This window comes from Telluria sp. ZB4P34 (genome assembly GCF_059686055.1).
In genome coordinates, this window is the sequence record NZ_JCASIF010000005.1 from 18788 (window position 1) to 31869 (window position 13082).

The window sequence follows — 13082 nt, forward strand, 5'->3', positions numbered from 1 at the left end:
AAAGACTCAGGAGAGATAGGCCTTGAGAACCGCGGCGCTGCGGTCCATGCCTTCCTTCAGTCGTTTTTCCGCATGCAAGGCATAGTCGGCGGGCACGGCGCCACCCTGCGTGGCGGCCTGGGCCGACATGGCCTTCGCCGCGATGCCGAGCGCCACCACGGCCTGGTCCCAGCTCAGGCCCGAGGCCAGGGAATCTTCGACCACCCGGGCCGCGAGCGTGCCGAGCTTGTCGATCAGGCGCGGATCCGTGTCTCCCAGTTTGAGCATGCTGCACCTCCTCGCGAAGCGATTTTCACGTCCCGATCATACGGGATGGGGCCGGGACGCGGAACACGCTTGCCGCTCGCGGGCGGCAGCGCAGTCGCAGGCCAGCTGGCCGAGGAAGTAGCCGTTGCACAGTCCGAGCACGGCGCTGGCCGGCAGCGCGACGGCCGCACTTCCCGCCAGGTCGGGCCGGATGGCCTGCAGCACGCCCGTCACATACTTGATTGCGAAGATGGTCAGCATCAGCAGCAGCGGCGTCCAGCTCCCGCGGATACGCAGCCTGCCGTCGGCGACAGGGCTGACGCGGCTGGCGCCGAAGGCCCAGCGCTGCCAGCCGACGAGGATGGTCCCGCCGAGCCAGGCCGCCGTCGCCGCCGAGGCGGCGCCGAACTGCGCGACGAGGGACTGCAAGCCCAGCGCCAGCATGAGCAGCGGAATGACCGTCATGCGGGTGGGGGTGATGTCGCGGTCGCGCGCCGCGAGCACCCCGCGGTAGAGCAGGAAAGCAAGGATGGCCCACACATAGACGGGGGTATGGAAAAGAATCTGGACCAGCATGGCGCGCTCCGGTGGCGTGATGATGACGCCACTGTAGGCAGGGCATGCGCACGGCGGGAAGGATTGCGATGAAGAGGCGCACAGCCGGCGCGAACCGGCTGCGAACGGGCGCGAGTCGAACGGCTCCCCGCTTGCCGGCGGCACCTGGTTAGGTCTGCGCCCAGCCTTTCGCGTGTTCCACCGCCCTGCCCCAGCGCGCCATCAGTTCGGCCCGGCGGCCGGCATCCATCGCCGGTTCGAAGCGCCGCTCGACCTGCCACTGGCGCGCGATCTCGTCCACGCTCTCCCAGTAGCCCACCGCCAGCCCGGCCAGGTAGGCCGCGCCCAGGGCCGTGGTCTCGAGCACGCGCGGGCGCAGCACCGGGATGCCGAGCAGGTCGGCCTGGAATTGCATGAGCAGGTCGTTGCGGGCCGCGCCGCCGTCGGCGCGCATCTCGGGCACCGCGCAGTCGGCGTCCTTCTGCATCGCCACCAGCAGTTCGGCGCTCTGGTAGGCGATCGCCTCGACTGCGGCGCGGGCGATATGGGCGCCGGTCGTCCCGCGGCTCATGCCGACGATGGTCCCGCGCGCATACTGGTCCCAGTGCGGGGCGCCCAGGCCGGTAAACGCCGGCACCAGCATCACGCCGCCGCTGTCCGGCACGCTCAGGGCCAGGGCTTCGACCTCCTGCGACGCCTTGATGATGCCGAGGCCGTCGCGCAGCCATTGCACGGTGGCGCCGCCCATGAAGACGCTGCCTTCCAGCAAGTAGTCGGTGGCGCCCTTCACGGTCCAGCCGACCGTCGCCAGCAGGCGATTGTGCGAGCCGGGGGCCGTGGCGCCGGCGTGCATCAGCATGAAGCAGCCGGTGCCATAGGTATTCTTGACCAGGCCCGGGCGGTGACAGGCCTGGCCGAAGGTGGCCGCCTGCTGGTCGCCGGCGATGCCGGCAATCGGCACCGCGGCGCCGAACCACTCCTCCGCCGCCAGGCCCACCACCTCCGAACTGGCGACGAGGTCCGGCAGCAGGGCCGCCGGGATCTCGAACAGGGCCAGCAGCTCCTCGTCCCAGCGCAGGGTGTGGATATTGAAGAGCATGGTGCGTGCCGCATTGCCGGCGTCGGTGACGTGGCGTCCGCACAGGCGGTATACGAGCCAGCTGTCGACCGTGCCGAAGGCCAGTTCGCCGCGCTCGGCGCGGGCGCGCGCACCGGGGACGTGCTCGAGCAGCCATTGCAGCTTGGTGGCGGAAAAATAGGCGTCGACTTCGAGACCGGTGCGCCGGCGGATGTCGTCCGCCCTGCCCTGTTCGCGCAGGCGGTCGCACATGGCGGCGGTGCGGCGGTCCTGCCAGACGATGGCGCGGGCGACCGGCTCGCCGGTGGCACGGTCCCACAGCACCGTGGTTTCGCGCTGGTTGGCGATGCCGATGGCGGCGATCTGCGCGGCCGAGACGCCGGCCCGGGCCAGCGCCTCGCGCGCGCAGGCGAGCTGGCTGTGCCAGATGTCGAGGGCGTCGTGCTCGACCCATCCGGGCTGGGGAAAGTGCTGGGTGTATTCGTGCTGGCTGCTGGCGATGGGCAGGCCGGCGCGGTCGAATAGAATCGCGCGCGAACTGGTCGTGCCCTGGTCGAGGGCAAGGATGTATTGCTGCATCGATGTCGTCTCCAGGGCCGCGCGGCCGAGGTCTTTCAGGACCCCGTGGAATTCATGTAAAGCAGGCCGATAGGCCGGATTCTGTGTAGTGGTTTCCCTTGCAGGACGCCCCTATGACAGCCATTCCTCTAGGCGCTGGATTACTCCAGCGCTCAAGCTTCCTACCCGCACGCTCCGCGAGCAACATCAACGCGTGCCTATTTGGAATTGCTCCGAGTGGAGGTTACCGCGTTTCACCGTAACTGAATACGCTCGTCTCTGTGGCCCTATTCCTCGCCTTATACCTTGCGGCTTTCAGCGGACGGCCGTTAACCGTCACCCTGCTCTATGGAGTCCGGACCTTCCTCCCGCTCCCGTCCGAAGATGGGAGCCAGCGGCTGTCTGGCCTGCTTCACGGGGGCATTGTAACCGATACGCGGGCTTGTTCCCCCATTGCCGGGCAGGCCGTGCCATTTTGACGACGCCCGCCGGCTTATTTCCAGGTCCCGGTCTCGAGCCAGCGCTGCACCTGCACCACTTCCGCCTCCCTGCCCGCCTCGTCCAGGGGACGCGGCAGCAGGATGTCCGGCCCGATGCCGATGGTGTCGATGCGCATGTCGGACGCGCGCGTCGAGCGGCTCGTCCCGTACTTCAACACCCGGCCGGACGGCAATGCGTGCGGGCGCATGTTTGCGATATCGATCACGCCGGCGCTGGGACGGCCGACCAGTTTCACACGGAAACCCGTGCGCACCGTCAGCAGGAACTGCTCGCAGGTGCTGCCGCAGCCGCGGTCGACCAGCACCGCGACGCGCGCCGGTGCACCAGGCTCGGGCTTGACGGTGTCGACGAAGCCCACGCGCGCATCGCCGCCCAGCACCATGCTGCCATGCGGGGCGGCGCGCATCCTGTTCACGATCGGCGCGATCATGTCCGCACAGGCCTGCTGCTCGCTGGTCTGCCTGCAGATGTCTTCCTGCGCCTTGAGGTTGGCCGGCGTCACCAGGAACTCGGCGCGGTGCACCGGGTATCCGCCGTCCAGCAGCCATGGCAGCAAGGGCGCATAGCTCAGGTCAGCGCCGCCGCCGTTGTCGCGTACGTCGATGATCCAGTTCCGGTGCGAGGCCAGTTGCGCGCGGTGTTCCTCCATCAGCTTGCGTACGGCCGCGGCATAGGCATCCTTGAAGCTGGGGAACACCAGCAGCACGGTGCGCTTGCCCAGCACCTTGAAGGAAGGCATGCGCGGGTCGCCCCCCGTACCGGTCCGGTATGGCGGCGCGGCGGTGCTGCCGGTGGCGCCGAGCGCCGTCACGCTCAGGTGCCCCGGCCGCCATGCCATCAGGTAGGCGTCCAGCACGGCATCGCACGTGGCCGCGCTGCCGGCGCCGGCGGCGTCCGCACGCGCCTTGCGCAGCGCCCGGCCGATAGTGTCGCCATGGCTGGCCAGGTGGTCGCGCGCGCCGGCGTCGTTCACGGGAAGGAAGGCGGCGATCTCTTCCAGGTCGGCCTGGCAGGCCGCAGCGGGCGCGGCCTGCGCGGCCATGGCCGGCTGGGCCGATAGCAGGAGCGGAAACACCAAGCGGATCAGGTACTTATGCATTGTGGATCGAAGACCATTGCGAAAGGATTAACGGCAAATCATAGCCTGCAGCCGGGCTTGAAAGGCTGTCTTTTCTGAAATTTTGTGTCGCCATTTCAAAAGCCTCGACGGATGGCCTCGCATAAAATCACTCGATACCAAACCTGCAAGGATGACCGAACCATGACCCACCCTTCCCGCACCGGCGGCCAGATCCTGGTCGACGCGCTCCATACCCACGGCGTGGACACCGCTTTCGGCGTGCCCGGCGAAAGCTACCTCGACGTGCTGGACGCGCTCCACGATTCGGACATCCGCTTCGTGATCAACCGGCAGGAAGGCGGCGCGGCGTTCATGGCCGAGGCCTATGGCAAGATGACCGGCAAGCCCGGCATCTGCTTCGTCACCCGCGGCCCCGGCGCCACCAATGCCTCGATCGGCGTGCACACGGCCTTCCAGGACTCGACCCCGATGATCCTGTTCATCGGCCAGGTCGGCAGCGACTTCATCGACCGCGAAGCCTTCCAGGAAATCGACTACCGCCGCATGTTCGGCCAGATGGCGAAATGGGTGACCCAGATCGACCGCGCCGACCGCATCCCCGAATACATCGCGCGCGCCTTCCAGGTGGCCACCAGCGGCCGTCCCGGTCCGGTGGTGCTGGCCCTGCCGGAAGACATGCTGATCAAGAAAGCCGAAGTGCCTGACGCGCGCCGCTACCAGCCGGTGCAGGCCGCGCCCTCGCAAGAACAGGTCGCACAGCTGCGTTCCATGCTGGCGGAAGCGAAGCGCCCGATCGTGCTGCTGGGCGGCGGCTCGTGGAACGACGCGGCCTGCGCCGACCTGGCGCGCTTCGCCGAAGCCAACCGCCTGCCGGTGGGCTGCACCTTCCGCTTCCAGGACCTGATGGACAACGCCCATCCGAACTACGCGGGCGACGTCGGCATCGGCATCAATCCGAAGCTGGCCGCGCGCGTGAAGGAAGCCGACCTGGTGATCGCCATCGGCCCGCGCCTGGGCGAGATGACCACCAGCGGCTACTCGCTGCTGTCTTCACCCGTGCCGCGCCAGCGCCTGGTCCACATCCATGCGGACCCGGAAGAACTGGGCAGCGTGTACCAGGCCGACCTGATGATCGCCAGCGGCGCCCCGCAGGTGTGCGCCATGCTGGCGGCGATGGAGCCGGTGGATCCGTCCGCCTGGGCGGGGACGGTGGAAGAAGCAAAGGCCGACCTGGCCGCCTGGCAGGCGCAGCCGCCGATCTTCGCCGGGGGCGGTGCCCCGCTCGACCTGTGGCAGGTGGTGCAGGAACTCATGCGGCAGGCGCCGCGCGACACCATCATCACCAACGGCGCCGGCAACTACGCCACCTGGGCGCACCGCTTCTACCGCTATGGCGGCAAGCGCACCCAGCTGGCGCCGACCAATGGCGCCATGGGCTATGCGGTGCCGGCCGGGGTGGCGGCCAAGATCATCGATCCGCAGCGCACCGTGGTCACCTTTGCCGGCGACGGCGAATTCATGATGACGGGCCAGGAACTGGCCACCGCCGTGCAATATGGCGCCGGCGTGATCATCCTGGTGTTCAACAACAATATGTTCGGCACCATTCGCATGCACCAGGAACGCGACTACCCGGGCCGCGTGTCGGGCACAAGCTTGCACAATCCGGATTTCGCCGCCTTGGCGCGCGCCTACGGCGGCCATGGCGAGGTGGTCGAGAAGACCGGGGAATTCGCGCCCGCCCTGCAGCGCGCCCTGGCGCATGCGAACGAACGGAACTTGCCGGCCGTGATCGAACTGCGCTACGACGGCAACCTGATCACGCCGAATGCGACGCTCGAGACGATTCGCAAGACGGCGGAAGCGGCCCAGGCGAATCGGTGATGCTATGTAGGGTGGTCGGCTTCGCCGACCGCGCGTTCAACCGGTGTGGGAACAGGCGTGACGTAGGCTCACGCCATGTTTGAACGCGCGGTCGGCATAGCGTGATCTGGTCCACTGGACCAGATCACCCCTACTGTCCCAGCCCCAGTTCGGCCGGCAACGGAATCGGCTGGTCGAAGAAACTGACCTGCTCCGGATTGGTCAGGAACAATGCGACGAGGGCGATGAACGCCCACACGATAATGTTGCGCATGTTCGCAGCGCCGCCATCCGTGGCGTTGTCGCCATGGATGAGACGCTTCAGGAAATTAGTGATCTTCACGGTGTGCCCCGTTATGTTTATGGTTTTCTCTCTGTATTCAATTTAACGCAACTCGCCATCGTTTTCCAGAAGCGCACTGTTGAGTAGCCAGTCGGTTTCATCAATAACACAACAAACAGTTCCTTCGACGCATGTTCAAGTGTCGACGCCGTGCAGAGGGAAGCATCTTGCTGCTCTGGTAAAATATTCGCTACTTTTTTCTTCGCCGGCAGTCCAGCCGGCACCTGCGCAGGATCCGCCCCCCACACTATGTTTAGTTTCTTCAAGAGAAAGAAGCCTGAGACCGAGGTCCCGGAGCCGAGCCAAGCCGTTCCCGACACGGCATCGGCGCCGATGTTCGTCCCCGGCAGGCTGGACGCACCGGTCGCCCCCGCTCCGGCGCCCGTGCCGGCGCCTGCACCGGCCGCCCGATCGGTGGAATCCGGCATGGGCGAGCTGTTCCCGGAAACCGCGGAACGCCCGACCAGCGAAGCCGACCAGAAAACCTCCTGGATGGCGCGCCTGAAAGCCGGCCTGTCCAAGACGTCGAACAACCTGTCGCTGCTGTTCGTCGGCGCGCGCATCGACGAGGACCTGTACGAGGAACTCGAATCCGCATTGCTGATGTCGGACGCCGGCATGGACGCCACCCAGCACCTGCTGGACGCCCTGCGCCGCAAGGTCAAGGAAGACAAGCTGCTGGACGCCGCCCAGGTGAAGAGCGCGCTGAAGGCGCTGATGATCGAACTGCTGGCGCCGCTGCAGAAACCCCTGGAGCTGGGACGCCACGAACCGCTCGTGATGATGATCTCGGGCGTCAACGGCGCCGGCAAGACCACCACCATCGGCAAGCTGGCCAAGCACATGCAGCGCTTCGACCAGTCGGTGCTGCTGGCCGCCGGCGACACCTTCCGCGCCGCCGCGCGCGAGCAGCTGATGGTCTGGGGCCAGCGCAACAACGTCACCGTGATCTCGCAGGCCTCGGGCGACCCGGCCGCCGTCGCCTTCGATGCGGTCCAGTCGGGCAAGGCGAAGGGCATGGACGTGGTGATGGTCGACACCGCCGGCCGCCTGCCGACCCAGTTGCACCTGATGGAAGAACTCAAGAAGATCAAGCGCGTCATCGGCAAGGGCATGGAAGGCGCCCCGCACGAGACCCTGCTGGTCATCGACGGTAACACCGGCCAGAACGCGCTGGCGCAGGTAAAGGCTTTTGATGACGCGCTGCAGCTGACCGGCCTCGTGATCACCAAGCTGGACGGCACCGCCAAGGGCGGCGTGCTGGCCGCCATCGCGCGCACCCGTCCGGTGCCCGTGTACTTCATCGGCGTGGGCGAAAAGCTGGACGACCTGCAGCCCTTCAACGCCGAAGAATTCGTCGAAGCCCTGCTGGGCTGATGGAATGACCTTGAACAGCGCACCGATGATCGCATTCCAGTCCGTCTCCAAACAGTATTCTCCCGACGCCTACGCGCTGCGCGACCTGTCCCTCGACATCGCCAGGGGCGAGCTGGTCTACCTGGCCGGCCCGTCCGGCGCAGGCAAGTCGACCCTCATGAAGATGGTGGCCGCCGTCGAGCGCCCCACCAGCGGCGTGGTCACCGTCAACGGCCAGGACATCGGCCGCATCGGGAAGGCCAGCATCCCCTTCCTGCGCCGTAACCTGGGCCTGATCTTCCAGCACCAGCGCCTGCTCAACGACCGCAGCATCCTCGGCAACGTGATGCTGCCGCTGCTCGTTACCGGCGCGCCCAAGGGCCAGGCCGAGGGACGCGCCCGCGCCGCGCTCGACAAGGTCGGCCTGCTCGACCGCGCCAAGGCAATGCCACTGGAACTGTCCGGCGGCGAGCAGCAGCGCGTGGCCGTGGCCCGCGCCATCGTCAACCGCCCGCAGATCATCCTGGCCGACGAGCCCACCGCCAACCTCGACCGCGCCGCGGCCGACCGCGTGCTCGACGCGCTACGCGCCTTCCACGCCGCTGGCGTCACCTGCGTGATCTCGACCCACGACGACCAGGTGCTCGACAGTGCGCAGGCGCGCGTGATCCGCCTCGAACATGGCCAGCTGATTGGCAGCGGCCATCCCGGAGGTGCAGCATGAGCCCGTGGCTGCGCCAGCACCGCTTCGCGCTCGGTGCGGCCATGTCCACCGTGGGCAAGGCGCCGGGCAGCTTCCTGTTCAACGTGCTCGTGGTCGCCTTTGCGCTGATGCTGCCCTTTGCCGGCATCACCCTGCTCGACAACGTGCGTCCGCTTTCCGAACAGCTCTCGGTCGATCCCGAGATCAGCGTATTCATGCGCCTGGAGGCTACGCGCGAGGATGCCTCCGCCCTGCAGCCGCGCATCCGCGCCATCCTCGCCACCGGCGGCAAGGCGAATGCGGCGAACCTCGAGTTCGTGCCGCGCGAGAAGGCCCTGGCCGCCATGAAGGACAGGAGCGGCCTGGGCGAGGTGATCGAGACACTGGGCGACAACCCGCTGCCGGACAGCTTCCGCATGCGCCTGGACGGCAGCGGCGCCGCCAGCCAGGTCGATGCGATGGTCGAGCAGCTGCGCGCGCTGCCGGGCGTGGACGTGGTGCAGGTCGACTCGGCCTGGGTGAAGCGGCTGGCCGCCATGCTGGCGATCCTGCGCCTGGCCCTGCTGCTGCTGGCGGTCACGCTCGGCATCGTGGTGATCGCCGTGGTGTTCAACACCATCCGCCTGCAGGTGCTGACCCAGAAGGAAGAGATCGCCGTGTCGAAGCTGCTGGGCGCGACGGACAACTTCATCCACCGCCCCTTCTATTACACGGGCGCCCTGCTCGGCCTGTGCGCCGGCGCGGTGGCGCTCGGCGCGGTGATGCTGGCCCTGGTGCCGCTGAACGAGTCGATCGCGCAGTTCGCGCGGCTGTACGCGTCCGAGTTCCAGCTGGCGCCGCTTGGCGGCCTCGAGACGGCCGGCGTGCTGGCGATCAGCGCGGGCCTGGGCCTGATCGGCGCGATGTTGTCGGTGCAGCGCCACCTGGCGCGGGTGCGCTGAGGCAATCCGTGAACACGCGGACGGCCTGCCGGACGCATGTTCAAATTTGCCGAAATCATCACCTGAAAGGCCCTGCGTCCACCCCTACGTTAAGGCGAGCCCTATTCCTACAGGGCTTGCTTGCCGAAGGTGCGCCATTCAACAGAAGGGCCTTCCTATGGCCTTTAACCTGTCCTTAACGTGTTTTCCAGCTGGTTCCTGCTCACTTTTGAGCCGAATCAACAAAATTCAAGTCACCTGCCCTACAGTTAAATCGACGCGAAATTGATCCTTATAGGCAATACTTTAGCCAAACTTAATCAATTTTGACAAACCGATCCCTGCCTAGCACTCATACTTGTAGAGTGCTAATATATGTCTCGAAAACAGCGAAAATCAAGGAAGGCATCCAGTAACAAGCAGTAACGCTGGTGTTGCGCGACATGGGTCGGTGGCACATTTGGATGCAGAAGTTCACTACGAGGAAAATAAACATGTCCGCACAATCCGCATTGGTTCCGGCCGGCAGTCGTGCTCTGGGACTGGGTTTCACTGGCAATCTGGGCAACATCGATGCCTATATTTCTGCCGTCAACCGCCTGCCGATGCTGACCCACGAGGAAGAGGTCTCGCTGGCGAAGTCGCTGCGGGACCAGAACGACCTCGACGCCGCGCAAAAGCTGGTGCTGTCGCACCTGCGCCTGGTCGTGTCGATCGCACGCGGCTACCTCGGCTACGGCCTGCCGCATGCTGACCTGATCCAGGAAGGCAACATCGGCCTCATGAAGGCGGTCAAGCGCTTCGACCCGAACCAGGGCGTGCGTCTCGTCTCGTACGCGATGCACTGGATCAAGGCCGAGATGCACGAATACATCCTGAAGAACTGGCGTCTGGTGAAGGTCGCAACGACCAAGGCCCAGCGCAAGCTGTTCTTCAACCTGCGCAGCAATAAAGTGGGTCTGGACACCATGACCCCGAGCCAGGTCGACGAGCTGGCGAAGATGCTCGACGTCAAGCGCGAAGAAGTGATCGAGATGGAAACCCGCCTGTCGGGCCGCGACATCGCCCTCGAATCGCCGACCGACGACGAAGACGACAAGTTCGCCCCGATCGCCTACCTGTCGTCGGAGCGGCAGGAGCCGACCCGCGTGCTGGAAGCCGAGCAGGTCGACCGCCTGCAGTCGGAAGGCCTCGAGACGGCCCTGTCGAAGCTGGACCCGCGTTCGCGCCGCATTATCGAAGCGCGCTGGCTGGCCAACGACGACGGTTCGGGCGCCACGCTGCACACGCTGGCCGAGGAGTTCGGCGTGTCGGCCGAGCGTATCCGGCAGATCGAATCGGCGGCGCTGAAGAAGATGAAGGGTGCGCTGGCGGCTTACGTCTGAGCCCCTGCACCCCTCAACCAGAAACCCCGCTGCGGCGGGGTTTTTCTTTGGGGGCTGCAAACCTGGCGGACAGCTCTGAGGGCATTCCTGTCGGTCTAGACGACCGGGCTTTCCCGCTCACGCGTATACACACCGACCGCTTTGCCGTACACCTCCGTTTCCGATTGATAAGCCAAGCCAAGGCGCCTGGCAACGCGCAGCGATGAGTCATTGCCTGCATCGATGAGCGCCCGCACTGTTGGCTCTCCTCGGATCTCGAGCGCATGGGTCAAGGCCGCCGCCGCCGCTTCGTGCGCGAATCCCCGGCCCCAGAAGGCGCGATAGGTATTCCAGCCAAGCTCCATCACGGTGGATTCCTCGCGAAAGAACGCGCCGACGTTCCCGACCACTCGACCGGTTTCCTTTTCCTCGACGGCCCACCATCCGGCGCCATGCAGGAGCCACAGTCCCGCTTGTGAACAGAAGATGCGCCATGCAGCATGGCGGTCAGCCAGGCCCAGGTGGGTTGAGCTGACCGGGTCGGCGCAATGCGCTGCGAATGCGTCGAAGTCTTCGCGGCGATATTCTCGAAGCGTGAGTCGCTCTGTGTGAAGGCAGGGAACCGAAGTAATGAACTGAGTCATTGCAAGAAATAGTCAGGTTGTGAGCGCTTTTTGCGAAGGCCCGTTACCGCCGACAGCGGAACGGTTCGAAACCGACAAGCGGACATCATCCAGGCCACACGCTCGTCGAGCTCGACACGCTTGCTCGACTGCTGAGCGCGCTATTCAGGCTTGAATGACTATACTGGATATACCTTGCTTATAGACCAGAGGACAAACGATGAACCGACGCCGCGACTATAAAACTGCCCTTCTGATCGATGCAAGCATCTACTCGGTCAGCTCGGGCGTCCGCGAACACGCGGCAAGCGGGCTCGCTGAACGCCCCCTTTCGTCCGAGGTGGCGACCCGCATTTTCTTGGAACCCGAAAAGCGGCGCCATGCTCCGATTTCGCAGCGAGAAGCAGCTCGAGGGTGAGTCCAAGGCCCGGAGCGATGCCATTGCCGTTCTGAGTTACCGGTCACGACAGTGCGTCCACATTATTCATGAAATAGGGCCGATTCTGTCCTGTTTATCTCCTATTCTACGTATCGGCATTAGGCCTTTTGCATACACAAGGAGAATATGGATGAGCGATCAAGGAACCGGTTTGCAGCACGGAGCGCTGCTGCAGGCTATTGCTGGGCTTGCGACGGCTTCACGACCAGGTAGCGCCAATGCTGCCATTTCAGCCGCCGTGCCCAAGGCGAACGGCAAGCCCGGTGATTTCGATTTCTTGACTGGACACTGGAAAATAGCCAACCGCCGGCTGGTAGACAAGCAGTGGGATGAGTTCGAGGGTGAGGCAACCGTCTTCGGGCTCTTGGGTGGCGTGGCGAGTGTGGAAGAGCTATGCATCCCCGCACGCAATATCAGTGGCATGGGTGTACGTTTGCTCGATGTCGAGCGCGGCTTGTGGGCTGACTACTGGATCAGCAACAAGAACGGCCTCATGGATAATGCGCCCGGATGGGGCAGCTTTGTTGACGGCGCAGGCTGCTGGGACACGCAGGATGCCGGCATCATCACACGTGGCATCTGGGATCAGGTCACGCCCCACTCCTGCCGCTGGATGCAGATGCGCTCGAGCGATAACGGCCGTACCTGGAGCGAGAACTGGATCATGCACTGGCAGCGACTTGACCCGTCGGGTATCTCTCGGTAGCTCATGACAAGGCAAGTGCGCGGTCCGGTCAGTGCGTCGATCCGGCTGACCAATGCACACTATTTGTCGGGATTCGCGCAGGCTCCGTCGCCGAAGACGCCCTGCTGCGGGTTCAGCCCTTATGCGGGTAGGAGTGAAAGCCGTCAAAGTCCTGCTTTCCTACGGCGATACCTGATCTTCTGAGAATGGCATACGCAACCGATATATGGAAAAAGAAGTTCGGCAAAGCGTAATGCAGGAGGAATTCCGGCGCCGGTAGGGATACCACCGCTTGCCCTGCTCCATCCTGGAGCGTACGAGACGCAGCATCGTCGAAATCACTGCATTGCAGCTCCCGGACAAGCGACGCATTGCGTGAAATTCGCGACCGCAATCCAGCGAACGATGCTGGAAATTCTCCGTAAGGAGGGACCGTTTTCCCGGCCAGGGGGAAGCTGGCGCGCAGGGCAAAGTTGGCGGCGATTTGCACCTGGAGCCCAAACGGGAACATGTCATCCGATAAACGAGCGTCAAGAACCTCTTCAGCAGCCTGCCGATGAGTTTCAGTATGTTTTTCAGCGAGGTCGACAAGCGCGCGCAAGCGGTCCAGGTAGTGCAGGAGCACAGGAACCGAGGCGCTGTAAAGAAACGATGGCATGGTGAGCGAATCCAAAGCTTGAACGAAGCAAGAAAATTAAGTTACCAGGCATCCATGGTGCATCGGTCCTGTCGCCGAACGCTGCACGGCCCTCCCAGAATTCGGCTTG

14 protein-coding genes and 1 other RNA gene are annotated in these 13082 nt (G+C 64.9%); 6 read left to right on the plus strand and 9 right to left on the minus strand.

Features of this window, described 5'->3' with window-relative positions; all coding sequences use genetic code 11:
- Positions 1–6 precede the first annotated feature (6 nt).
- From AC56KL_RS10845 to AC56KL_RS10865, 5 genes are all read right to left on the minus strand, one after another.
- Positions 7–267 (minus strand): hypothetical protein, encoded by a 261-nt coding sequence (locus AC56KL_RS10845; RefSeq protein ID WP_497180165.1) that lies wholly within the window; start codon positions 265–267, stop codon positions 7–9.
- 36 nt (positions 268–303) lie between these two features.
- The gene (locus tag AC56KL_RS10850) at positions 304–822 is read right to left on the minus strand and encodes a DUF6622 family protein (protein ID WP_497180166.1); all 519 of its coding nucleotides are present in this window, start codon (positions 820–822) and stop codon (positions 304–306) included.
- A 148-nt stretch (positions 823–970) separates the two neighbouring features.
- Positions 971–2458: a glycerol kinase GlpK gene (gene glpK, locus AC56KL_RS10855; protein WP_497180167.1), complete on the minus strand. Its 1488-nt coding sequence runs from the start codon at positions 2456–2458 to the stop codon at positions 971–973.
- A gap of 54 nt (positions 2459–2512) precedes the next feature.
- Positions 2513–2851, minus strand: an RNA gene (rnpB, locus tag AC56KL_RS10860) — RNase P RNA component class A.
- Positions 2852–2930: 79 nt separating this feature from the next.
- Positions 2931–4037, minus strand: coding sequence for a S41 family peptidase (locus AC56KL_RS10865; RefSeq protein ID WP_497180168.1), 1107 nt, complete (start codon positions 4035–4037; stop codon positions 2931–2933).
- Positions 4038–4199: 162 nt separating this feature from the next.
- Here AC56KL_RS10865 and AC56KL_RS10870 point away from each other — a divergent pair, with 162 nt between their 5' ends.
- Positions 4200–5903 (plus strand): thiamine pyrophosphate-binding protein, encoded by a 1704-nt coding sequence (locus AC56KL_RS10870; RefSeq protein WP_497180169.1) that lies wholly within the window; start codon positions 4200–4202, stop codon positions 5901–5903.
- A gap of 130 nt (positions 5904–6033) precedes the next feature.
- Here the strand turns inward: AC56KL_RS10870 and AC56KL_RS10875 are convergent, their stop codons facing one another.
- Positions 6034–6225, minus strand: a complete 192-nt coding sequence (locus tag AC56KL_RS10875; RefSeq protein WP_497180170.1) for a hypothetical protein — start codon at positions 6223–6225, stop codon at positions 6034–6036.
- A gap of 17 nt (positions 6226–6242) precedes the next feature.
- A complete protein-coding gene (locus tag AC56KL_RS10880; protein WP_497180171.1) occupies positions 6243–6653 on the minus strand; it encodes a hypothetical protein in 411 nt (136 codons plus the stop codon).
- Here AC56KL_RS10880 and ftsY point away from each other — a divergent pair.
- The 4 genes from ftsY (at position 6652) to rpoH (ending at position 10589) form a co-directional block, all read left to right on the plus strand.
- Positions 6652–7602 (plus strand): signal recognition particle-docking protein FtsY, encoded by a 951-nt coding sequence (gene ftsY / locus AC56KL_RS10885; RefSeq protein WP_497180172.1) that lies wholly within the window; start codon positions 6652–6654, stop codon positions 7600–7602. The two genes, AC56KL_RS10880 and ftsY, sit on opposite strands and share 2 nt — an antisense overlap.
- Before the next feature lie 25 nt (positions 7603–7627).
- The gene (locus AC56KL_RS10890) at positions 7628–8305 is read left to right on the plus strand and encodes a cell division ATP-binding protein FtsE (protein ID WP_497180414.1); all 678 of its coding nucleotides are present in this window, start codon (positions 7628–7630) and stop codon (positions 8303–8305) included.
- Positions 8302–9225: a permease-like cell division protein FtsX gene (ftsX, locus tag AC56KL_RS10895; protein ID WP_497180173.1), complete on the plus strand. Its 924-nt coding sequence runs from the start codon at positions 8302–8304 to the stop codon at positions 9223–9225. Before AC56KL_RS10890 ends, ftsX begins: the two co-directional genes overlap by 4 nt.
- 473 nt (positions 9226–9698) lie before the next feature.
- Positions 9699–10589 (plus strand): RNA polymerase sigma factor RpoH, encoded by an 891-nt coding sequence (gene rpoH, locus AC56KL_RS10900; protein ID WP_497180174.1) that lies wholly within the window; start codon positions 9699–9701, stop codon positions 10587–10589.
- Between the two features lie 95 nt (positions 10590–10684).
- On the opposite strand, the gene AC56KL_RS10905 is transcribed toward rpoH, so the two are convergent.
- A complete protein-coding gene (locus AC56KL_RS10905) occupies positions 10685–11212 on the minus strand; it encodes a GNAT family N-acetyltransferase (RefSeq protein WP_497180175.1) in 528 nt (175 codons plus the stop codon).
- Between the two features lie 548 nt (positions 11213–11760).
- Between AC56KL_RS10905 and AC56KL_RS10910 the strand changes: the two genes are divergently transcribed.
- The gene (locus AC56KL_RS10910) at positions 11761–12336 is read left to right on the plus strand and encodes a hypothetical protein (protein WP_497180176.1); all 576 of its coding nucleotides are present in this window, start codon (positions 11761–11763) and stop codon (positions 12334–12336) included.
- A 112-nt stretch (positions 12337–12448) separates the two neighbouring features.
- On the opposite strand, the gene AC56KL_RS10915 is transcribed toward AC56KL_RS10910, so the two are convergent.
- Entirely contained in the window at positions 12449–12988 is a 540-nt protein-coding gene (locus AC56KL_RS10915) for a DUF1993 domain-containing protein (RefSeq protein WP_497180177.1), read from the minus strand.
- Positions 12989–13082: the final 94 nt, after the last annotated feature.

Coding starts and splice junctions, on each gene's coding strand:
- AC56KL_RS10880 (WP_497180171.1), bottom strand. CDS start 6,653: ATGCCGGATTCCACCGATCGGGCGGCCGGTGCAGGCGCCGGCACGGGC.
- AC56KL_RS10845 (WP_497180165.1), bottom strand. CDS start 267: ATGCTCAAACTGGGAGACACGGATCCGCGCCTGATCGACAAGCTCGGC.
- AC56KL_RS10870 (WP_497180169.1), top strand. CDS start 4,200: ATGACCCACCCTTCCCGCACCGGCGGCCAGATCCTGGTCGACGCGCTC.
- AC56KL_RS10910 (WP_497180176.1), top strand. CDS start 11,761: ATGAGCGATCAAGGAACCGGTTTGCAGCACGGAGCGCTGCTGCAGGCT.
- AC56KL_RS10905 (WP_497180175.1), bottom strand. CDS start 11,212: ATGACTCAGTTCATTACTTCGGTTCCCTGCCTTCACACAGAGCGACTC.
- AC56KL_RS10850 (WP_497180166.1), bottom strand. CDS start 822: ATGCTGGTCCAGATTCTTTTCCATACCCCCGTCTATGTGTGGGCCATC.
- glpK (WP_497180167.1), bottom strand. CDS start 2,458: ATGCAGCAATACATCCTTGCCCTCGACCAGGGCACGACCAGTTCGCGC.
- AC56KL_RS10890 (WP_497180414.1), top strand. CDS start 7,628: ATGATCGCATTCCAGTCCGTCTCCAAACAGTATTCTCCCGACGCCTAC.
- rpoH (WP_497180174.1), top strand. CDS start 9,699: ATGTCCGCACAATCCGCATTGGTTCCGGCCGGCAGTCGTGCTCTGGGA.
- ftsX (WP_497180173.1), top strand. CDS start 8,302: ATGAGCCCGTGGCTGCGCCAGCACCGCTTCGCGCTCGGTGCGGCCATG.
- ftsY (WP_497180172.1), top strand. CDS start 6,652: ATGGGCGAGCTGTTCCCGGAAACCGCGGAACGCCCGACCAGCGAAGCC.
- AC56KL_RS10865 (WP_497180168.1), bottom strand. CDS start 4,037: ATGCATAAGTACCTGATCCGCTTGGTGTTTCCGCTCCTGCTATCGGCC.